At 61.4% G+C, this 21,215-nt stretch carries 20 protein-coding genes, 1 tRNA gene and 1 pseudogene; 18 read left to right on the forward strand and 4 right to left on the reverse strand.

Features of this window, described 5'->3' with window-relative positions; translation table 11 throughout:
* Positions 1-60: 60 nt before the first annotated feature.
* Both QEZ49_RS07495 and QEZ49_RS07500 read left to right on the forward strand, forming a co-directional pair.
* Complete coding sequence (locus tag QEZ49_RS07495; protein ID WP_280385622.1) at positions 61-465, forward strand: NADH:ubiquinone oxidoreductase subunit NDUFA12; 405 nt, start codon at positions 61-63, stop codon at positions 463-465.
* A gap of 116 nt (positions 466-581) precedes the next feature.
* Positions 582-977: pseudogene (locus QEZ49_RS07500) on the forward strand (DUF2155 domain-containing protein); the annotation flags it as partial.
* Between the two features lie 172 nt (positions 978-1,149).
* Here QEZ49_RS07500 and QEZ49_RS07505 read toward each other — a convergent pair.
* The 3 genes from QEZ49_RS07505 to QEZ49_RS07515 form a co-directional block, all read right to left on the reverse strand.
* A complete protein-coding gene (locus tag QEZ49_RS07505; protein WP_280385626.1) occupies positions 1,150-1,731 on the reverse strand; it encodes a hypothetical protein in 582 nt (193 codons plus the stop codon).
* 221 nt (positions 1,732-1,952) lie between these two features.
* Positions 1,953-3,044: a porphobilinogen synthase gene (gene hemB, locus QEZ49_RS07510; RefSeq protein ID WP_280385628.1), complete on the reverse strand. Its 1,092-nt coding sequence runs from the start codon at positions 3,042-3,044 to the stop codon at positions 1,953-1,955.
* 126 nt (positions 3,045-3,170) lie between these two features.
* Positions 3,171-4,478, reverse strand: a complete 1,308-nt coding sequence (locus QEZ49_RS07515; protein WP_280385630.1) for an extensin family protein — start codon at positions 4,476-4,478, stop codon at positions 3,171-3,173.
* 164 nt (positions 4,479-4,642) lie between these two features.
* Here QEZ49_RS07515 and QEZ49_RS07520 point away from each other — a divergent pair, with 164 nt between their 5' ends.
* The 14 genes from QEZ49_RS07520 to QEZ49_RS07585 all read left to right on the forward strand — a co-directional run bounded on the left by QEZ49_RS07520 (position 4,643) and on the right by QEZ49_RS07585 (position 18,901).
* On the forward strand, positions 4,643-5,767 hold the full coding sequence (locus tag QEZ49_RS07520; protein ID WP_280385632.1) for an enoyl-CoA hydratase/isomerase family protein: 1,125 nt from the start codon (positions 4,643-4,645) through the stop codon (positions 5,765-5,767).
* A 205-nt stretch (positions 5,768-5,972) separates the two neighbouring features.
* On the forward strand, positions 5,973-6,494 hold the full coding sequence (locus QEZ49_RS07525) for a winged helix DNA-binding protein (RefSeq protein WP_173954691.1): 522 nt from the start codon (positions 5,973-5,975) through the stop codon (positions 6,492-6,494).
* Between the two features lie 397 nt (positions 6,495-6,891).
* A complete protein-coding gene (locus tag QEZ49_RS07530; protein WP_280385635.1) occupies positions 6,892-8,154 on the forward strand; it encodes a L,D-transpeptidase family protein in 1,263 nt (420 codons plus the stop codon).
* A gap of 205 nt (positions 8,155-8,359) precedes the next feature.
* Positions 8,360-9,598 carry a 5-aminolevulinate synthase gene (gene hemA / locus QEZ49_RS07535; RefSeq protein ID WP_280385636.1) on the forward strand — a complete coding sequence of 413 codons (1,239 nt, stop codon included), beginning with the start codon at positions 8,360-8,362 and terminating at the stop codon, positions 9,596-9,598.
* 151 nt (positions 9,599-9,749) lie between these two features.
* Complete coding sequence (gene glyA / locus QEZ49_RS07540) at positions 9,750-11,024, forward strand: serine hydroxymethyltransferase (RefSeq protein WP_280385638.1); 1,275 nt, start codon at positions 9,750-9,752, stop codon at positions 11,022-11,024.
* Positions 11,025-11,258: 234 nt separating this feature from the next.
* The gene (nrdR, locus tag QEZ49_RS07545) at positions 11,259-11,786 is read left to right on the forward strand and encodes a transcriptional regulator NrdR (protein ID WP_280385640.1); all 528 of its coding nucleotides are present in this window, start codon (positions 11,259-11,261) and stop codon (positions 11,784-11,786) included.
* A 5-nt stretch (positions 11,787-11,791) separates the two neighbouring features.
* Positions 11,792-12,970, forward strand: coding sequence for a bifunctional diaminohydroxyphosphoribosylaminopyrimidine deaminase/5-amino-6-(5-phosphoribosylamino)uracil reductase RibD (gene ribD / locus QEZ49_RS07550; RefSeq protein WP_280385642.1), 1,179 nt, complete (start codon positions 11,792-11,794; stop codon positions 12,968-12,970).
* Positions 12,971-12,990: 20 nt separating this feature from the next.
* Positions 12,991-13,596: a riboflavin synthase gene (locus QEZ49_RS07555; protein WP_280384061.1), complete on the forward strand. Its 606-nt coding sequence runs from the start codon at positions 12,991-12,993 to the stop codon at positions 13,594-13,596.
* Positions 13,593-14,735 (forward strand): 3,4-dihydroxy-2-butanone-4-phosphate synthase, encoded by a 1,143-nt coding sequence (gene ribB / locus QEZ49_RS07560; protein WP_280385644.1) that lies wholly within the window; start codon positions 13,593-13,595, stop codon positions 14,733-14,735. The genes QEZ49_RS07555 and ribB overlap by 4 nt, the downstream gene beginning before the upstream one ends.
* A 3-nt stretch (positions 14,736-14,738) precedes the next feature.
* Positions 14,739-15,257 carry a 6,7-dimethyl-8-ribityllumazine synthase gene (ribH, locus tag QEZ49_RS07565; protein ID WP_280385646.1) on the forward strand — a complete coding sequence of 173 codons (519 nt, stop codon included), beginning with the start codon at positions 14,739-14,741 and terminating at the stop codon, positions 15,255-15,257.
* On the forward strand, positions 15,254-15,766 hold the full coding sequence (gene nusB / locus QEZ49_RS07570; protein WP_280385648.1) for a transcription antitermination factor NusB: 513 nt from the start codon (positions 15,254-15,256) through the stop codon (positions 15,764-15,766). The genes ribH and nusB overlap by 4 nt, the downstream gene beginning before the upstream one ends.
* Positions 15,747-16,781, forward strand: coding sequence for a thiamine-phosphate kinase (gene thiL / locus QEZ49_RS07575; RefSeq protein WP_280385650.1), 1,035 nt, complete (start codon positions 15,747-15,749; stop codon positions 16,779-16,781). Before nusB ends, thiL begins: the two co-directional genes overlap by 20 nt.
* 218 nt (positions 16,782-16,999) lie before the next feature.
* Positions 17,000-18,400 (forward strand): L,D-transpeptidase family protein, encoded by a 1,401-nt coding sequence (locus QEZ49_RS07580; protein ID WP_280385652.1) that lies wholly within the window; start codon positions 17,000-17,002, stop codon positions 18,398-18,400.
* Positions 18,401-18,826: 426 nt separating this feature from the next.
* A tRNA-Asn gene (locus QEZ49_RS07585) sits at positions 18,827-18,901 on the forward strand.
* A 304-nt stretch (positions 18,902-19,205) separates the two neighbouring features.
* Here QEZ49_RS07585 and QEZ49_RS07590 read toward each other — a convergent pair.
* Entirely contained in the window at positions 19,206-19,415 is a 210-nt protein-coding gene (locus tag QEZ49_RS07590; protein ID WP_280385653.1) for a hypothetical protein, read from the reverse strand.
* A 194-nt stretch (positions 19,416-19,609) separates the two neighbouring features.
* Between QEZ49_RS07590 and QEZ49_RS07595 the strand changes: the two genes are divergently transcribed.
* Both QEZ49_RS07595 and QEZ49_RS07600 read left to right on the forward strand, forming a co-directional pair.
* Entirely contained in the window at positions 19,610-20,110 is a 501-nt protein-coding gene (locus tag QEZ49_RS07595) for an RNA polymerase sigma factor (RefSeq protein WP_280385655.1), read from the forward strand.
* Between the two features lie 97 nt (positions 20,111-20,207).
* A complete protein-coding gene (locus QEZ49_RS07600) occupies positions 20,208-21,167 on the forward strand; it encodes a FecR family protein (RefSeq protein WP_280385657.1) in 960 nt (319 codons plus the stop codon).
* The last annotated feature ends 48 nt before the right edge of the window (positions 21,168-21,215 follow it).

A 21,215-nucleotide genomic window follows, 5' to 3' on the forward strand; every position in this document is an offset into this window, starting at 1 on the left:
CGCGGCCGATATCGGCCATGGTGCAACCGCGAACAAAGACACGGGGATTTGGTCCGGAACATGGGCTTTTTCAGCGAGATCTTCTGCTGGTGGGGTGGCAACACCTTGGGCACGCGCCTCACGCTCTGGCGTAAGGGGCACCACATCGGAACCGACGAGTTCGGCAACCGGTACTACGAGCAGAAAAAGGGCGTTGGGCCGCTGGGCCGTCCGCGCCGCTGGGTCACCTATAAGGGCTTTGCCGATGCCTCGAAGGTGCCGGCGGGCTGGTTCGGCTGGCTGCACTATACTTATGACACGCCGCCGTCGGAGCAGAACTATCAGCCGCGCCCCTGGCAGCGGCCGCATATGATGAACCAGACCGGCACCGCCAACGCTTACCGGCCGCCGGGCTCGATCCTTGGTGAAGCCAAGCGGCCCACGGGTACGGCTGACTACAAGCCCTGGCGCCCAGAAGCGGGCTGATCGGAGCGGGCTCGGGCTGGTCACGGGGTGCGGGGTATTCAAACTTCGGCCGCACTCAAGGCGCAGGCATTGGGGCACCTCGGGGCGTCAGCCGCCAATATGATCGACGATAGGGAATGATCAGTATCGCCAGCTCACGGCAGCGCTTTTGTTTCACCGCGACAGCCCTTTGCGCTGTGGCGCTGTTCGGCCTGCCGGGTGAGGCCCGCGCGGATCGTATTGAAAATCAGGTGGCCGTGTTCTCCGCGCTCGACAAGGTGACGGCGCGGACGTCGAAATTCGAAGTGCCGCTCAATTCCACGGTGCAGTTCGGAGCTCTCAAGGTCACGCCGCGCGTGTGCTATTCGCGCCCGCCCGAGGAGCAGCCGAAGACGACCTCATTCGTCGAAGTCGAGGAAGTACAACTCGACGGCGAGGAAAAGCGCATTTTCAGCGGCTGGATGTTTGCTGAAAGCCCCGGCCTCAATGCGGTCGAGCATCCGGTGTTCGACGTCTGGCTGGCTGAATGCCAGAAGCCGCGCGGCTCGTTCGCGCAGCGTGGCAATGCGGGTGATGCGGCAGCTGGCGCCGCTGCTGCGGGCGAAGAAATGCCGCCCGCCGAAGATGATTTCTTCCAGCCACGCCGCCGCGTACGCCGCTAAACACCCGATCGTCGATGTGGGCCTGTGCCGACGGGACGATGCATCACGCGAAGCCGCGGCCTTGCTCGTCCAGCGCTTCCGGCTCCCGACCCAGCCACTTCTTGGAAATCGCGCGCCAGGTTTTTAGACGCTCCCACTTGGGTTCGGGTTCGTTCGTATCCTCATCGGTCAGGAACGGATTGGGGAAGAACAGCGCGATCATCGACATGCCCTTGCCGTTCCACATCTCAAAGCCCCACGTCACCGGATGGCGCTCGCGCGTCAGCGCGCGGAAGATGATGGCGCGCGATGGACGGCGCGGTTCCAGATGCTCGGTCGTTTCTTCGGGTCCATCAACGCACAGATGGAAGTGGCCGCCCTTGCTGAAGAAGATCGTCAGGTAGCCGCCGGAAACTGAGAAGCGGCTCGGCCCAGCGGCGCACATGATCTCGTAGGCGGCGCCGGGCACGAGCGGTCCGTAACGCAGCTCCTGCCAGTGGTTTTCGAACACGTCGGTGAAAAACGCGATCAGAAAATCCTTGGTGACCGGCAGTTCCCATTCCTGCCGCAGCGCCACGCCACCGCATCCGCCGGCCTTGATCTCCTTCGGTTCGGGATCGATGTTCCAGCGTTGCGGCATGTCCATTGGAAAGCTCCAGTCTGGCGCTGGTCAAAGCTGGATCAGCGCGGCTATCGGATAAGTCGGGATTGTTATAGCCAACGTCGCGCGCAGATGCAGCCGCGTACGGCGCAAGCGGATGCTGAAACTGCAAAGTCTGTAACAACATCAATTCGCTGATTTGCAAAACGCAGCCGCGGCGGACTGCGCAGCTGCGTGTCAGTGCGATCAGCTTTCGCGCTTAGCCTTCACGCTTCGTTTTTCAGGGCAGCGGCGGCACGGGGCGCGAAGTAAGTCAGAATGCCCGATGCACCTGCGCGCTTGAAAGCAAGCAGGCTTTCCATCATCACCGCATCGCTATCCAGCCAGCCGTTCTGCGCAGCGGCCTGCAGCATCGCGTATTCACCCGACACCTGATACGCGAACGTCGGCACGCGAAACGTCTCACTCACGCGTCGCACGATATCCAGATACGGCATGCCGGGCTTCACCATGATGAGGTCGGCCCCTTCAGCAAGATCGAGTGCGACCTCGCGCAGCGCTTCATCGGTGTTGGCCGGGTCCATCTGATAGGAGCGCTTGTCGCGCTTTTCGGCCGACGACGCGAGCGTGACTGCCGAACCGACCGCATCGCGGAATGGCCCATAGAACGCGGAGGCATATTTCGCCGCGTACGCCATCACCAGCGTGTTGAAATGCCCGCCATCTTCCAGCGCGGAACGGATGGCGCCGATGCGTCCGTCCATCATGTCGGATGGGGCGAGGATGTCCGCGCCCGCTTCCGCCTGCACCATCGACTGGCGCACCAGCGCTTCGATGGTGTCGTCGTTGACGATCTCGCCGTCGCGGATCAGACCGTCATGGCCGTGGTTGGTGTAGGGGTCGAGTGCAACGTCGAGAATGACGCCGACATTCAGGCCCGCCGCCTTGATGGCCCGCGTGGCGCGACAGACCAGATTTTCCGGATTGAAGGCTTCGCGCGCATCTTCGGAGCGCAGCTTTGCTTCCGTGTTTGGAAACAGCGCAACGGCAGGGATGCCAAGTTCTGCGGCCTGTTCCGCTGCGGCGACGATGTTGTCGATGGAGAGCCGCTCAACGCCTGGCATCGATGCCACCGGAACGCGCTTGTTCTCGCCCTCGACGACAAACAGCGGCCAGATCAGATCCTCAACGCCAAGGCGATGTTCAGCAACGAGGCGGCGTGACCAGGACGAGTTGCGTACGCGGCGCAGGCGCACGCTGGGAAAGGCTCCGGCACCGGATATTGGAGCAGCGCCGCGGCGCTGGGCAGATGACTGCCCGTGGTGTTGCGGCGTCAGAGGCAGGCGGGATGTTGTCATCGCGGCATATCCGGTGAGAGGTGATCCCGAACTCACAGCAACAGGCCATGTTTGGCAAGTGCGTCAGACCGTACACCGGACGCGATGATCCATGCGCGGTCGCTCTCGTTCAAGGGCTCCCAGCGATCAGCGGCAGATGTGCTTGACGTTTTTGCGCTGCGCCATGTCGACGTGAAAGTGATTGAGGTGGGCTCGGTTGGCCTCTGGGCCGAGTGTGGTGCCGAAGATTTTGCATGCCGACGCATGGGCTTCGCGTAGGAAGCGCGCTTCGGGTGTGTTGGCGGGCATGGGGACCGGATGCTCAATGGCGATGGCGGCGACGGAAGCGTCTTTAGCCAGACCGGTGTGCGCCGCTTGGCGAGGCTGAGCAGTCTTCTGTGTGGTCTTCTGCCCGTCGTCGTCCGGGCCACCCAGCCAGGCAGCGCCTTGCGACTGCCGCGAAGTGCCGGGCAACAGGGCGGCCACCATCTCCTTGCCAGATCCCAGTGAAACGCCGGCGCGCAGGGCAACCGTCTCGGCGTTATCACCCGCTGCGGCGGCTTGGCGGCTGGCCCGGTTATGGTCGGCCTGCTCGGCCTGGGCCTTGATTGCTGCTTCGGCCAGTTGCGTCTGACGCAACTTCTCCAGCTTCTCCTCAGCCTTGGCGATCTCCCGCTTGGTCGGCCCCCATGCATTCAAAACGTGGATGCGGTGGCCTTTGGCGGTGGTGAAGCCGCGAATGTCGAGCGCGTCCAGATAAGCATGCTGGCTCAGCCGGTTGCCTACACGGCCAAGCGCTGTACGGCAGGAGTAATCGCTCATCACTTCGATCGAGGTGATGCGGGCCCCGAACTTGCGGGAGGCTGCGGGCTGCAGATTGCGCGTAATCCAGGTGTTGAGCGGAACCAGCATGCCGCAATTGATGCGGGCGGCGGGGGAAAAGGCCACATTTCCGATACGCGAGACGAGGATCGGGGCCGGATTGCCACACTCGCCCTGTTTGATGGGCTCCTGATAGGTGAACGAGGCGTTGAGGCGCTTCATCGCCTCGGTGCACTGCGCCTTGGCGGCAGCGACCTCTTCCGGGCTCCAGATGTCCGGGGAGGTTGCCGGCGTGGCGGCAGCGTCTGCCGATTTTTCGCCCTTGGTGGTTTCTGCTGCAAGGCTGGCTGCGCCGGCATTTATTGCCGCGGCTTTGCCCGGCTTGGGAAATTCCGGCTCAGCCTTCCGGGCCGGAGCAGGGGGCGCCTTGATGGTCTTGGTGTTCCAGCTTGAGGGGGCGGCCGCGTTCTTGGTTCCAACCTTCAGAACCCGTGCCTTCTGGCTATGGCCGGCGCCGGTGGCTCCATGGCGCACAGTGAAAGCAGCCAGATCCGCATAGACAGGCGCCGTGCCCGCGAGCGCGGTGAGGGCGGCAGCCAGTGCCAACGGAAATACGGAGCCTAGTCGCAACATCGTTCGTGTCTCCACGGATTGGAGTGCGCGGGGCACGGGTACAAAGTGCGCCTGAAGAGGCGAATCGTCCGCGCAAGTTTCATCGCATTGCCGCTAAGTGTATAGGGAAATCGGCCCGATTATGGTGCGACGCCCTTCTGTCGCCAGCGAACAGGAAGAAAGTTGTGAGCGAGACCGCCTCTGCACAGGAAAAACCGGAACAGGCTGCCGTCCCATCGGCTGACGAGCTTCCTGTCGAACTCCAGGGATCGTGCGCGGTCATAACCTTGAATCGCCCCCGAGCGCTCAATGCACTTTCGCTCAATATGCGCACGAAATTTGCCGAGGCCTTTCCGAAGTTCGCCCGCGATCCGCAGGTTTACTGCTGCGTCATCCAGTCGGCCAGCGACCGCGCCTTCTCGGCCGGAGGCGATGTGCGCGAGATTGTGGCCATGGCCCGCCAGGATTTGCCGGCAGCCCGTCAGGCCTTCCGCGAGGAATATTCGCTCAACTGGCTGCATGAGTGTTTTTCCAAGCCGACCATTTCACTTATCGATGGTGCGGTCATGGGCTCGGGCGTGGGCATTTCGCTGTTCGGCACCCATCGCGTTGCGGGCGAACGGTATCGCTTCGCCATGCCCGAGACGGCAATCGGGCTGTTTCCTGATGTGGGCGTTTCATGGACGCTGGCGCGCATGCCCAATTCCATCGGCATGTATCTTGGGCTGACCGGGCGCACCATCGGTGCGGCGGATGCCTTCGCGCTGGGGCTGCTGACGCATTGCATTCCTGCCGCGCATTTTGATGAAATCCGACACGCTCTCGCCGACGCCTGGCCGGTTGATACCGTACTTGATGACCGGCATGTCGATCCCGGGCCGGGAGAACTTGCGCCGCTGGCGGCAACGATCGCGCATTGCTTCTCTGCGCCGACGGTTGAAGAAATCATTGCACGCCTGCAAGCCGTCGATGGCGATCATCGCGCGTGGGCGGGCGAAGTGGCCGATGAGCTTGCGACGCGCTCGCCGTTGTCGCTGAAGATCACGAACCGCCACATTCGCGATGCAGCCGCGCTCGATCTGCGACAGACGCTTGCGATCGACTATCGCCTTGCGTGCAGATTTCTCGAAGGTGCGGACTTCTATGAGGGCGTTCGCGCGGTGCTCATAGATAAAGACGGACGACCACGCTGGAATCCTCACCGTCTGGCGGATGTCTCTGATGTTATGGTTGACGATTACTTTGCATCGTTTGACGATAGCGAACTGATCTTGCCTACGCGCCAACAAATGCAAGCCGCACGGGTGTAAATGGTGAGTTTTCGCACATTTGTATGATGTGATCTCTCTTGCGTCTTCGCCACCCAAATTGATGAATGAACCGTTCCGCGGCACCCCCGTTACTATTCTTTTACTATAGGTATTTAGGTGACTTTTAGTTTTATGCCTTACCTCTCGACGCAACCCGGAGAAACAAAAAACATCCGGAACCGGCGTCAAACAGTGTGAGGCAGTTATGAGTATTGCGCTTGATGTGGCGCGCCACCGCGCGCCAGTGCAGACCGACAGTGCCGAAGAAAACTTTCGCTCCGAATATCTTCAGGCTCTGCGTCTCGTTGAACGACTCCATCGCTTGTTGCTCGATGTGATCAAAGATGAGTTTGATCGTCTCGGCGGAGCAGATCTCAACAGCGTGCAGGCGCTGCTACTCTACAATATCGGTGATAGCGAATTGACTGCCGGCGAACTGAAAACGCGCGGCTACTATCTCGGCTCGAACGTTTCTTACAATCTCAAGAAGCTCGTCGACATGGGCTACCTGCATTACAAGCGCTCGGAAACTGACCGCCGCAGCGTGCGGGTCAGCCTGACGCAAAAGGGCAAGGATGCCTGCGAAGTCGTGCAGAAGCTTTATAACCGTCAGCTCGGCTCGATCGAGACGGTTGGCGAAGTGTCCGAAGAGGATTTCCGCGGCTTGAACAAGGCGCTCGTTCGTCTTGAGCGGTTCTGGTCGGATCAGATCCGTTACCGGCTGTAGTTCCTCCTGTAGGCCAGGGCAGTAGCCCGGGCGCCGGTTTTTAAAGGAGCTGTGGGCAGATGCTCGCAGCTCCTTTTTTATTTGGCGGGCCGCGCGCCAGAAATTGCAGCGCAGCGCGGGCTGTTTCCAAACGCCCTATCGCCTCGATTACGCATCGCGTCTCAGCAAAGATCGCCTCTATCCGCCTCGCCGTATGTGCGCTGCAGCGTTCGCCCCCGCGCTTCAGACGTCCGCCATGCCGCGATTGGGCTGCGCTTGTCCGTTGCCGCCCATCCTTGCCATTGTCGCCATGCCCGGCGTACCTTCGCCGCGAGGTTGAAAAGCCCGGGCTTTCCGTGTTTTGACGTCTTCGGACTGGCGGTGCGACAGGTTTAAGCCGGACCTGCGGGAGGGATATGTGAGCTTGAAGCGATGGGCAGCGCTGGCCGGGCCAGTGCTTGTTGCAGGCGGCGTGTTGGCGGTGAGCCATGCGGGTGCTCAGGAGTTTCTACGCTTCGGACCAGCGGGCGAGGGCCCATCGGAGGCGCGCAGCGGCGGCTATGACCGCAGCTTCATCCGCGAATGGCAGGCCAATCCGCCTAAGGGCTATCCGACGCTCAACAAAGCCAATCTGGAGCCGACGCGCAAAGCAGTGGCGCGCTATGAGCAGATTGTTGCCACCGGCGGCTTTCCGCTGATGCCCCAGGTTGAGGTGGAGCCGGGCATGACCGACGCGGCTGTCAGCGTGCTGCGGCGGCGTCTGCAGCGTTCCGGCGATCTGGATGCGGCCGAGACCAATTATCCCGAGCACTATGGCTCCGATCTCGTCACGGCGGTGAAGCGCTTCCAGGCATCGAACGGTCTGGCGCCCACCGGTGTCGTCGACCGGCGCACCATTGCGGCTTTGAACGTCCCGTCCGAGGTGCGGCTGGCTCAACTAAAGACCAATCTCACTCGCCTCAATGATCTCGCGGGCATGGTGCGCAAGCGCTACGTCATGGTGAACATTCCGGCCGCGCAGATTGAAGCGGTCGAGAATAACGCTGTTGCGATGCGGTATTCAGGTGTGGTCGGCAAGCCGGATCGCCCGACGCCGCTGCTGCGCTCGACCATCACCGATCTGGCGTTCAATCCGCCGTGGACGCTGCCGCCAACGGTGATCAAGGAAGACCTGATCCCCAAGGGTCGCGACATGCAGAGCAAGGGCCAGAACGTGCTCGTGAAGTACGGCATCGATGCCTATGAGGGCGGAAAGAAGCTCGATCCTGAATCAATCAATTGGGCCAGCAATCGGCCATTTCAGCTCACATATCGCCAGATTGCCGGCAAAGAAAACCCGCTCGGATTCTTGAAAATTAATTTCGCCAATTCGGAGTCGGTTTACATGCACGACAGTCCGAAAGAATCTCTATTCGGGCGCAATTTCCGAGCTGCCAGCTCGGGATGTGTGCGCGTGCAAAACATTGCCGATCTTGCAACGTGGCTATTGGCGGGGCAGGGAACTGCTGAACAGGTCGATCACCTGCGGGAAAGCGGTGAGACGCGCACGGTGCGGCTACGTAGACCAGTTCCGCTTTATTTTGCGTATGTTACAGCATGGGCGACGCCCGATGGCGTTATCCAGTTCCGCCCCGATCTTTATTTGAAAGACGGCGTCGGAAAAGTAGCTGCGGCGTATTAGATCGCGCGCTGGATGGTTGACCAACGTCAAGGTTAGCCCTCATTTATTGGCCATGATGTTGTTCGCGCGGGTGCCAATGTTCAATTCCACGCGACAACAGATACGTTGCTGGTCATCCAATGACCGGCGATGCTAAGGGAAACGGAAAAACAAAGTCGAAAACGACTGATGCAATGCACTGATCCTGGGGAGTGGAAGTCGGCGAATGGACTACGCTGGAATTTTTAAGGACGCGCTCAACGCCGTCCACCGCGAAGGACGCTACCGTGTATTTGCCGATCTGAAGCGCGTACGCGGCTCCTTCCCAGCAGCTCAGCACTATAACAACGGTCCCGAGGCTTCGCGCCCGATCACCGTCTGGTGCTCCAACGATTATCTCGGCATGGGTCAGCATCCGGCGGTGCTGGCGGCTATGCATGAGGCCATCGATACGGTTGGTGCGGGCTCGGGCGGCACGCGCAACATCTCCGGCACCACGCGCTATCACGTCCAGCTCGAGCAGGAGCTCGCGGATCTGCATGGCAAGGAAGCGGCGCTGCTGTTCACTTCAGCCTATGTCGCCAACGATTCCACGCTGTCGACGCTGGCGCAGATGCTGCCGGGTGCGGTGATTTTCTCGGATGAAAAAAACCACGCCTCGATGATTGCCGGCATCCGTCACGGCCGCGGCCCCAAGCGCATCTGGCGCCACAACGACCTTGAGGATCTGGAAGCCCAGCTCAAGCAGTATGACCGCGCGACGCCGAAGATCATCGCTTTCGAGAGCGTCTACTCGATGGACGGCCATATCGCGCCGATCGCTGAAATCTGCGATCTGGCCGACAAGTACGGCGCGCTGACCTACCTCGACGAAGTGCACGCGGTTGGCCTTTATGGTCCGCGCGGTGGCGGCATCGCCGAACGTGACGGCGTGATGGACCGCGTCGACATCATCAACGGCACGCTGGCCAAGGGCTTTGGCGTCATGGGCGGCTACATCGCCGCCTCGCGCGATTGCTGCGACGCCATCCGCTCCTATGCTGCCGGTTTCATCTTCACCACCTCGCTGGCCCCGGCATTGGCCGCCGGCGCGGTCGCGAGCATCCGGCATCTGAAGTCCAGCACCATTGAGCGCGAGCAGCTTCAGCAGCGCGCCAGCGAAGTGCGCGGTCGCTTGATGGCCGCGAATGTGCCGGTCATTCCGTGCCCGAGCCACATCGTGCCGGTGCTGGTCGGCGATCCGGTGCACTGCAAGGCGGTGACGGATGCGCTGATGACGCATTATGGCATCTATGCGCAGCCGATTAACTATCCGACCGTCCCGCGCGGCACCGAGCGCATCCGCCTGACGCCGTCGCCTGTGCACACGCCCGAGCAGATCGATCACCTGGTGGCGTCGCTTTCGGCGTTGTGGCAGGCCTGCCCGCTGGCGAAGGGGGAGTACGTTCGTTTGGCGGCCGAGTAAGGGCTAATCCGCTGCGCTTGCGCGCACCCCTAAAAAACGGCTAGTTCAAAAGTCCAATAAGCTGTATCCGATTGAGCCGGATGGGTCCCATGGGCGCGCCCACGCGCCTTAACGAATATCTGTTATCTACGAAAACCAAGGACAAAGACCTATGACCAGCGGATTTTTCACCGCCCGCGTAACTGAGAGCGATCCCGAGATCGCCGATGCGATCAACAAGGAGCTCGGCCGTCAGCAGAACGAGATCGAGCTGATTGCTTCCGAAAACATCGTTTCTCGGGCCGTGCTTGATGCCGCTGGCAGCGTACTGACCAACAAGTACGCCGAAGGCTATCCGGGCCGCCGTTACTACGGTGGTTGCCAGTACGTCGACATCGTCGAGCAGCTCGCGATCGACCGCGCCAAGCAGCTCTTCGGCTGTGAATTCGCCAACGTGCAGCCGAACTCCGGCAGCCAGGCCAACCAGGGCGTCTTCAATGCGCTGGCAAAGCCGGGTGACACGATCCTGGGCCTCAACCTGGCTCACGGCGGTCACCTTACGCATGGCGCGAAGGTCAATCAGTCGGGCAAGTGGTTCAACCCGGTGTCCTACCAGGTGCGTCCCGATACCCACCTGATCGACATGGACGAGGTCTACAAGCTCGCCGTCGAGCATAAGCCGACCATCATCATCGCTGGCGGTTCGGCCTATCCGCGTCACATCGATTTCGCAGCTTTCCGCGCGATCGCCAACGAAGTCGGCGCCTACCTGATGGTAGACATGGCCCACTTCGCCGGTCTCGTCGCAGCCGGTCTGCACCCCAATCCGTTCCCGCATGCGCATGTCGTCACCACCACGACGCACAAGACGCTGCGCGGTCCGCGCGGTGGCATGATCCTGACGAACGACGAAGACATCGCCAAGAAGGTCAACTCGGCCATCTTCCCTGGCATCCAGGGCGGTCCGTTGATGCATGCGATTGCCGGTAAGGCCGTTGCGTTCGGCGAAGCACTGCGTCCGGACTTCAAGGTCTATGCGCAGAGCGTGATCGACAACGCCAAGGCCATGGGCCAGGTGCTGGTTGATTCCGGTTTCGCCCTCGTTTCCGGCGGCACCGACACCCACCTCATCCTGGTTGACCTGCGTCCCAAGAAGCTGACCGGCAATATCTCCGAGAAGGCTCTGGGCCGCGCGTTCATCACCTGCAACAAGAACGGCGTTCCGTTCGATCCGGAGAAGCCGATGGTCACGTCGGGCATCCGTCTCGGCGCACCGGCTGGCACCTCGCGCGGATTCGGCGTTGCCGAGTTCCAGGAGATCGGCCGCATGATCGCCGAAGTGCTGGAAGGCCTCGCTGCCAACGGCGAAGAAGGCAACAAGGCCGTTGAAGAGAAGGTCAAGGCTCAGGCTATCGCACTGTGCCAGCGCTTCCCGATCTACTCCTGATCGGCTTCTCAGCTTAAAGTTTGCGGCGCGTCCGGTCCTGCCGGGCGCGCCGTGTTCGTTTCAGGGCGGCATATCGGGTGCGTATTTTGCCGGCTAGTCGGACAGCGCGTCATTTGTGCTCCGGCTTTATGCAATTTTCGGCCGGAATAGCGGTTTTCTCGCCGAGTGAAGCCATCTAAAAACATGATCCGCCGTGACCCGTCCCACTCCTGATCGGCGGCGAGGGAGGCCCCTATGCGCTGCCCGTACTGCGCTGGCGAAAACACCCAGGTGAAAGACAGCCGTCCGACGGAGGAAAACGCGGCCATCCGGCGTCGGCGCGTGTGCCCCGATTGCGGAGGCCGCTTCACCACGTTTGAGCGGGTGCAGTTACGTGAGCTGATCGTCGTGAAGCGGTCGGGCCGCAAGATGCCATTCGACCGCGATAAGCTGGTGCGCTCGGTGATGGTGGCGCTGCGCAAGCGGCCGATCGATACCGAGCGGGTGGAGCGCATGGTTTCGGGGCTGGTGCGCCAGCTCGAAAGCTCCGGCGAAACCGAGATTGCCTCTGACACCATTGGCAATCTGGTGATGGAGGCGCTGCGTGGCCTCGATCCGGTGGCCTATGTACGCTTTGCTTCTGTTTATCGCGACTTCCGCGAGGCCGCTGATTTTCACGAGGTGCTGGGCGAGATCGCCGAGCCAGTGGCTGATGACCCCGATGCTCCGCACATTCCTTTCGACGGGACTGTTGTTGGCGTTGCGCCGCTGAAAAAGCATTGATCGCCATGCCGAGTGCCGCTTACTCACGCTTCGACGCGCAGATGATGCGCCTTGCGTTGCGGGTGGCCGCGCGCGGGTTGGGGCGAACTGCGCCCAATCCCTCCGTCGGTGCGGTGATTGCCGACGAGGCAAGCGGTGAGATCATCGCAACTGGCGTCACGGCTCCGGGTGGGCGGCCCCACGCCGAACCAGCAGCCATCGCCAAGGCAGGCGCGCGGGCAAAGGGCGCCACGCTTTACGTCACGCTTGAGCCCTGTTCCCATCACGGCGTCACCCGGCCGTGCGCCGATGCTATCGTCGAGGCAGGGCTTGGCCGCGTCGTGTGCGCGATCGAAGATCCCGATCCGCGTGTGGCTGGACGGGGGCTGGAGCGTCTGCGCGCTGCGGGCATCAAGGTGACCCGCGGCGTGTTGGCGGATGAGGCCCACTGGCTGACAGCAGGGCACATCCTGCGTGTCACAGAACGGCGGCCGCTGGTGACGGCAAAACTGGCGCTGGGCGCCGATGGCGGCGTGCCGAGGGGCGGGGCAGGTCAGCCGACCTGGGTTACGGGAGAGGTTGCCCGGGCCCATGGCCATCTGTTGCGCGCCCGCGCCGACGCGATTCTGGTTGGCCACCGTACGGTGCTGGATGACGACCCGATGCTCGATTGTCGTTTGCCGGGGCTGGAGGATCGCTCGCCAGTGCGGATCGTGCTGGCGCGCAATCCGGCGGGGCTTGAGACGTCACGGCTGGCGCGCTCGGCGGACCGGATACCGCTTTGGGTGGTCTGCGCCCACGGTGCCGATGCTTCCGCGCTGGAAGCCATGGGCGCGCGCATCTTGCCGCTGCCGCTGGTGGATGGCGCATTGTGGTTGCCAGGCGTCGCGGAGGCGCTGGCTGAGGCCGGCATCACCCGCCTGCTGGTGGAGGGCGGTCCGGAAACATGGCGCCGTTTCTCGCGGGCGCGCCTTATTGACGAGGTTGTCCTATACAAGTCTCGCGGTGCCACTGCGGCTGCCGCTGCGACCGGTTCGGGGGAAGTATTTTTGCCCGCCGCTGCTGTTAGCGCCGCCCTCGATCCCTACATCTCAACGGCAGAATTCAGCATTTGTGGGCGGCGAAGTCTGGGCGGTGACGATATGATTACGCTCCGCAGGCCATGGATGCGTGAAGCCACACGGCTGGCAGGCGCAGACAGATAAAATTGCGAGGACGCTACAGCATGTTCACGGGTATCGTCACCGGCATCGGCGAGGTGATCGGGCGCAACGGCGGCAACTTCACGATCCGCTGTCCCTATCCAGCTGAGACGCTGGAAATCGGCGGCTCGATGGCGTGCAACGGCTGCTGCCTGACCGTGACATCGATCCGCACCGACGATGGTGCTGTTGCCGGCAGCAGCATCTTCACCGCCGACGTTTCCAATGAGACCTGCGCCAAGACCACGATTGATAGCTGGCAGCCGGGCACGCGCATCAATCTGGAGCGCCCGCTGGCGATGGGTCAGGAACTGGGCGGACATCTTGTCACCGGCCACGTCGATGGCGTCGCGCGCATCGCCGACATCATTGCCGATGGCGACAGCCGCCGCTTTGTCATCGAGGCGCCCGATCACCTGGCGCCGTACATCGCGCCTAAGGGTTCCGTTGCATTGGACGGAGTTTCGCTGACAGTGAACGAGGTCAGCGACAATTGTTTCGGGGTCAACATCATCCCGCACACCTTGACGGTGACGACGTGGGGCGCGAAAACCGCCGGCCAATCGATCAATCTCGAAGTTGATCTGTTCTCGCGATATATCGCGCGCCTGCTGGAGTTCAGAACGTGACGAACAGTGCTGGCGAACACGCTATCTCTGAAGGCCGTAGCTGCCTGTCTCCGATCTCCGAGATCCTGGAGGATATGCGCAACGGACGCATGGTCGTGCTTGTTGACGCGGAAGACCGCGAGAACGAGGGCGATCTCGTCATCCCTGCGCAAATGGCGACGCCCGACGCCGTCAACTTCATGGCGCGGTATGGGCGTGGTCTCATATGCCTGACGCTGACCGGCGCACGCGCCCGTGAGCTGCAGCTGCAGGCGATGGTCGGCACCAATCGCTCACGCAATCGCACCGCGTTCACGCAATCGATTGAAGCGCGCGAAGGCATCTCGACCGGCATCTCCGCTGCCGATCGTGCGCGCACGATTGCAACTGCGATCGATCCGACGCGCGGCGCTGACGATATCGTTTCGCCCGGACACGTCTTTCCGCTCGTCGCCCGTGAAGGCGGCGTGCTGATCCGCGCCGGTCATACGGAAGCGTCGGTGGATCTGGCGCGTCTGGCCGGGCTCTATCCTGCGGCCGTGATCTGCGAGATCATGAATGACGACGGCACCATGGCGCGGTTGCCGGATCTGGTCCCGTTTGCGCAGCGCCATGGCCTCAAGATCGGCGCGATCGAGGAGCTGATCGCCCATCGTCTGCGTAATGAGCATCTGGTGCGGGCTGCGGGCAAGACAAGCGTCGACACAACGGCGGGCCGCTTCGATCTTCACATCTATGAAACGACTGTTGAGCCAAGTGAACATCTGGCGCTGGTCAAAGGCGATATCTCAGGGCCGGAGCCGGTGCTGGTTCGCGTGCATGCGGTCAATGTGCTGGGCGACGTCGTCGGCGTGGCACAGACCGATGGCCATGTGTTGAACTCGCTGCGCATGGTGGAGCAGGCGGGACGCGGTGTTGTTGTGTTGATCCGTGACCTGCGTGCAAATTCGCTGTCCGAATGGGTGAAGGCGCGCGGACAGCCGAAAGCTGTACAACAGGGCGCGAAGGAGCGGCGGCAGGTCGAAATCGGCGTCGGTTCGCAGATCTTGCGTGATCTGGGCGTGCGCGACATGGTCCTGCTCTCCAATTCGCCGGCGCACGTTTATGTCGGACTTGAAGGGTTTGGTTTGCGCGTCGTCGAAACGCGCGGGATTGAGTGAAATATGATTGTTAAAACCGATAGCCAGTCACACCAGCGGACGCCGCGCGGAAAACTCGACGCGCGCGTGCTGATCATTGAGGGCCGGTACTACGAAGAAATCGGCGACCTGCTGCTGGAGCACGCGATTGCGGCACTGGATGCACGCGGCGTTTCTTACGAGCACATCGTGGTGCCGGGCGCTCTGGAAATCCCGCAGGTGCTGATCCAGGCTGCGAACTGGGGCCTGCTGACGCGCGATGCCGCGAACGGCTTTGACGGCGTGGTGGCGCTGGGCTGCGTCATTCGCGGTGAGACATCGCACTACGATATTGTCTGCAACAACGCCAACCACTGGATGATGGAAACGGCGGCACGGCATGCCACACCGGTCGGCAACGCCATCCTGACGGTCGACACCATGGAGCAGGCGTTGGCGCGCGCCAACGGCGGCAAGGGTGCCGACGCAGCGAATGCGTGCATGCAACTGATTGAGATTGGCCGCGCGTTTGAAAGCAGGCGCGCCGAGGGGAAAAGTGCATGACATCCACCGGTAACGTGACGCCGCAACCGGGCAAGATCGCGCTGCAACCTCGCACGGCTGCGCGGGTCGCTGCGGTGCAGGGCCTTTATCAGATGGATATGGCGGGCACCGACCTGAACGCGGTGATCGATGAGTTCGTCCGCCTGCGCTTTCCGCTGGAGCCGGGGGATGAGGCAGCGGCTGGTGCGGACGCGGCGTTTTTTGCCGAACTGATCCGTGGTGTTGTGCGGCGCCAGCGCGACATCGATCCGTTGGTCGATCAGCAGCTCGCCGAAGGCTGGCGGCTTGTGCGCGTCGACGCCATCCTGCGCGCTATTCTGCGTGCCGGTGTATTTGAGCTAATGGAACGCCGGGATGTACCGGGCCGCGTCGTGATCAACGAATACATTAACGTGGCGCACTCGTTCTTCTCGGATGATGAGCCCAAAGTCGTCAACGGCGTGTTGGACAAACTGGGGCGCTCCCTGCGCGCGACGGAGTTCAACCGCAATGATACCCGATCCAAGTGACGAGGCGGGGCTGGAGCACTTCAACAGCGATGAAGAAACGCTGATTGCCGAATTCTGGGCGCCGCTGGCCAAGGGCTACGCCGGGGCTTACGATCTGAAGGACGATGCAGCATCCATTGCGGTGCCGCCGGGCGAAGAGCTCATCGTCAGCACCGACGCGCTGATCGCGGGTGTGCATTTCTTTGCCGACGAAGATCCCGGTGCCATTGGCTGGAAGGCGCTGGCCGTCAACGTTTCCGATCTCGTCGCCAAGGGCGCCACGCCGCTCGCTTACCTCATGCACATCGCATTCCCCGCACGGCCGCAATCGCAATGGTTGCAGGCGTTTGTCGATGGCCTAAGCGCGGCGCAATCGGCGTTCGGTTGTCATCTGGCCGGCGGAGACACTGACCGCGCGCCCGGTCCGCTCAGCATTTCCATCACAGCATTTGGCGCGGTGCCCGCAGGCCGGCTGATCCGCCGCAGCGGTGCCGGTGTCGGCGACCGCGTTTATGTGACGGGCACGATCGGTGATGCCCACCTAGGGCTTGCGCTGAAGCGGGATGCAGCAATGCTGGCGCGGTGGGATAATCCGGCAGGCACGGCGGAGCATCTCGTTGCGCGGCTTGTGAAGCCGCGGCCGCCGCTGAATGTCATTCCGGCTTTGCGCGACTTCGCCTCGGCGTCGATGGATATCTCCGACGGCCTGATGAAGGATTTCGAGCGCCTGTGCCGGGTATCAGCGGTCGGTGGTCAACTGCAGGCAGAGGCGGTGCCGCTGTCTCCCGCAGCGCGCGCTTTGCTGACTGCGGGCGAAACAACGCTGCCTGAATTGCTCAGCGGCGGCGAAGATTATGAAGTGCTGGCGTGTGTGCCGGAAGCGCGTGCCGCTGAATTTGAAGCGTCAGCGAATAAGCATCGCGTGCGTGTGACGCATATCGGGCGCATCACGCCTGCTGATACTGGCGTTTCAGCGCTGGATGCGGCGAACTTGCCCCTTCGCTTTCTGCATAAGGGTTGGGATCATTTTGCATGAGCACCAATCCATGGGTTAGCTTAGGTATCGGTTGTTCGGCGTCGCGGCTTTTTCTCTTGAATAGTTAGCCAACACATTGGTGTCTTGGTTTGGCCATATCCTGGCGACTATTGAGACGGCTCGTGCGACGCTGAAGTTAGTGCGCATTGACAACTACTTGTGCTCATTCAGTGCGAAGTGGATGGGCTGAAGCAGTCGGGCAAAAGCAGGACGACTTTATGCAGGTATATCGCGCCCGTGCGCGGCACTTCGATCCGGATTTTGCTCCGCTTGGGGTGAAGGCTTTCAATCTCAGCGTGGGTATTGTCGTCGCTGTGCTAGCCGTTCTGCTGGCGACACTGCCGACACCGGCGAAGGCTCAGTCAAACTGGTGGGAGAGCCTGACCGGTTCAGGCACGCCCGATTACTCGGGTCGCCGCGAGGAAGAGCGCGCGCGCCAGCGACAGGCGCGGGCCACAGAGGTGCTTGACGATTTGCGTCCTGACGCCGTGCCGCTGCGTTCCGATGAGATGGTCCTGTTTATGGAATCGGCAATCGCGCGCTATCAGCAGATCGCTGCTGCTGGCGGTTGGCCTGTTGTGCCTCCGGGCCGCATGATGCGCGAAGGCGAGGACGACGATCGCGTCGCCATCCTGCGCAAGCGTCTGATTGCATCCGGCGATCTGAAGCCGCGCTCGAACTACTACAACTCGTACAGCTTCGATGGCGATCTTGCCGACGCGGTGCGCAATTTTCAGCGTCGCCACGGCTTGCGTCCAACGGGGCGCGTAGAGCGTTCAACCTATCCGGCGCTGAACGTTTCGGTCGATGAGCGCATCCAGCAATTGCGGCTCAATCTGAATCGCATTCGCGATCTGTTGTCGATGGGCGGTGAAGACCGCTACGTCCTGATCAATGTGCCGGGGTTTCAGCTTGAGGCCGTCGAGCGCTTTGAAGTGCAGCAGCGCCATCGCGTTATTGTTGGCCGCTCGGGGCGGGAGTCACCGTCGCTGAAGGCAACGATCCGCGGCTTGAACTTCTTTCCCTATTGGCGAGTGCCAGACAGCATCGCGCATGCCGATCTCATTCCGCGGCTGAAGAAAGAACCCGACTATCTGGCCAATGAAAAGATCCGCGTGCTTGATCCGAGCAGCACGACCGAATTCGATCCGCATTCCGTCAACTGGGATTTGCCGGAATCGCGCCGCCTGCGTTTCCGCCAGGATCCAGGGCCGCAGAACGCGCTCGGGCTGGTGCGCATCGACATGCCGAATGAGCACACGGTCTATCTGCACGATACGCCGATGAAGGAGCTGTTCCGTCAACGCTCGCGGGCCTTCAGTGCCGGCTGCGTGCGCGTGGAGGGCGTTTTCAATCTCGTTGACTGGCTGGCGGCGTACGAACCGAACTGGGGCGGCGCGGGCAGATCTCAAAGGATCGTGGAGAACGGTCAGGCGGTCGATATTACGTTGAGCCGTCCGGTTCCGGTCTACTTCACCTACATCACGGCCTGGGCGGAGCGTGACGGCGATGTTGAATTCCGGCCGGACATCTACGGCCGTGACGGAGCCGCCGATCAGATCGCCGAGATGGACCGTGATCCCAACGATCCCATGCCGGCGGCAAGTCTCGCGCCCTAGGCTTTTGTCGGGCAGATGATTCACGCACGCTTCGGACCGGTAGGGTCCGAAGCGATCATGGTCCAAGGCCCGGGTCCTTGTTGTGAATTGTTAAGCAGGGAGCCAAGCGCGCTTTCCTGCCTCGCGCATTTTGGTCGCACCGGAGGGATCAAGACGCGGAGCAGGGCGGTGTTTGCCGAGCCGTGCAGGCATTTCTCAGCCGGTTTCAAGGCGTTCTGCGCCCACTGTCGGAGCCGCGCCGGACAGCCCTATTTTACAAAAGCGTGACTAAGGCAAAATAACATCGAAGAATTCATCAGAACCCCTTGATTAAAAAGTCCGATTGTGAGACCTCAAGGGCCGTGCCGACGGGGACTGGCTGCCACAAAATGCTGGTTCACCCCGTAGCTTTCTGCTAATAGGCGCGTTCGCCCTTCAAGGCAGTATTCCGCGGTAGCTCAGTGGTAGAGCGTCCGACTGTTAATCGGATGGTCGTAGGTTCGAATCCTACCCGCGGAGCCAAAAATCCTTATAAATCAATGACTTATTAGGTTCGAATCTGCCGGCGGATTCGAACCTGCTAAGTCATTTCAATGCCTTGCGGTAGGCGCGGCGAAATCATGTGGAACAATAGGTCTCTGTCCACGTGCGAATTTCTCGCGTTCCTGGGCGACGCTCGACCCGTATTCCTTGAGTACTCGCCGCAGAGTCGCCTGGGAGATCGATAGCACTTCCCGATTTCCGCGAGCGGGCGCCGTGATTGCGCATCGCGGATGGCAATCGCTCGTTGAGCAGCCGATAGCTTGGACGGACGGCCCAGTACATTTCAGACCTGATACTGGCGCGGCGATTTCTGCTCGAGCGCTGACTTGTTTGTGGCCAGCTTGCCGTCGAGGAGATCACCCCAATACTTCTGCAGGGTCGCATCGTACTCACGAACGAGCTCAGTTGTACGGATTGCGTTGGGCTCCTGCCAGATGGGGATGCCGGCGGCATATAAAACCCAGCTCGGAGCGTGGCTGCCGTGCCACAGCATCCATGATTTCGTGAGATCGGTGATGTCGGCTGTTACTGACCGAGATCTGCAGAAACGGTGTCGCGTAACGACTTGATGCGCGACGTGCACGCTTCGCCGCGCCGAGGTTTGAAGGTGTCTAAATCTTTCAGATTGCGACCTCGAATTGTTGACTGTATCAGGCAACAATAATTTTGTTCGGGGTAGGGCGTTCAATGTCGGGGCCAGCGCTCAGCATCTTCTCTTCGTCGTATGGGGAACTGCGTTCGTTTGCGCTGCGGAAGGTCGGCAGCATCTCGATCGCTGAAGAACTGGTTCAGGAAGCCTGCCTTCGCCTGACAGCCATGATGGAGCGGGACCGGATAGAGAATCCGCGCGCCTTCCTGTTCCATGTCATCGGCAATCTGATCATCGATTATCAGCGGCGCGAAAACACGCGCGCGCGCCACGAGGGTGTTGTCAGCCCCGACTATGATTGTGTGGACGAGGGCGTCAACGTCGAGGCTCAGGTTGCGGCTCGCCAGGAACTCGCACTGCTCAGCGAAGCTATTGCAGAACTGCCGCCAAGATGCCGCGAGTGCTTCATCATGCGCCGCTTCGAGAACCGCTCGCAGGCTGAAATTGCCGAGCGTATGGGCATCACCCGCGGCATGGTCGAGAAGCATTTGCGCTATGCGGCCGAGTATTGCACCCGCCGTCTTTGGGGCGACGAGTAAATTTTGTCGCCGGGACAGCTCCGGTCCTTTAGGACTCACCCGTCTTAAGAGATAAGGGGGCGATTCTCCGAACTCTCGCAGGGTGCGCACAACGCTGATGACCGAACAGAATGACAGGCGGGAGAAACGGGACGCCCTGGCGGAAGCCGCCGAGTGGTACTTTCGTCGCGACGCTGGACCGCTTTCGCCACGCGACGAGGCGGCGTTCAGGGACTGGATTTCATCGCCCCAGAACAGTCGCGCGTACGCACGCCTCGACAGCACCTGGGAGAAGCTCGGTCAGCTTCCGCATTCGGCGCCCGCTGTACGCACTTTCGGACGTGGGTCGTTTTCCCGTCAGGCAATTGCCGCATCTGTTGCTGTGCTCGCAATTTTCGGGATCGGCTATGTCTACGATCTGCCGATGCGTTTACAGGCTGATGCATTGACGGGACGGGGCGAGGTTCAAACCATCACGATGGCGGATGGTTCGGAAATCCTGCTGAACTCTGACACAGCCGTGGCCTTCGAATATACGCCGGAGGAAAGGCGTATACGTCTGTTGCGCGGCGAAGCGATCTTCCGCGTCGCCAAGGAACAGCCGGTTCGCCCGTTTGTCGTGGCGGCTACCGATGGCGAAGCGCGCGCGCTCGGCACGGCGTTTGCTGTCCGCGAGAGCGATGACGCAACTGTGGTGACGGTGCTGGAAAGCCGTGTCGAGGTGGTTTGCACAGTGTGCGCGCCGGGCGCGAAAACCACGGTGGAGCTCAATCTGGATCAGACGGTAGCGCTGGGTGCTGCAGGCATGGGAAATGTCGAGCCCATCAATGCAAATGATGCTTTGGCCTGGCAGCGGGGTAAGCTCGTGTTTGAGGATCGCCCGCTCCGTAGCGTGATCGAGGAGCTCAACCGGTATCATCCTGGTCGCATCCAGATCACTGACGCAGCGGTTGGCAACCATCGTGTGTCGGGCGTGTTCGACACCAAAGACCCGATTGCGGTTGTCGACGCGCTGGAAGGCTCGCTTGGCCTCAAGTCGACGCGCCTGACTAACTATCTTATTCTGCTTCATCTCTGATGCGATCGGACGCCGCGTAAAAAAACTACTACGCCGACGTCAGGTTTT

This window comes from Hyphomicrobium sp. D-2, from assembly GCF_029872155.1.
Lineage (GTDB): Bacteria > Pseudomonadota > Alphaproteobacteria > Rhizobiales > Hyphomicrobiaceae > Hyphomicrobium_A.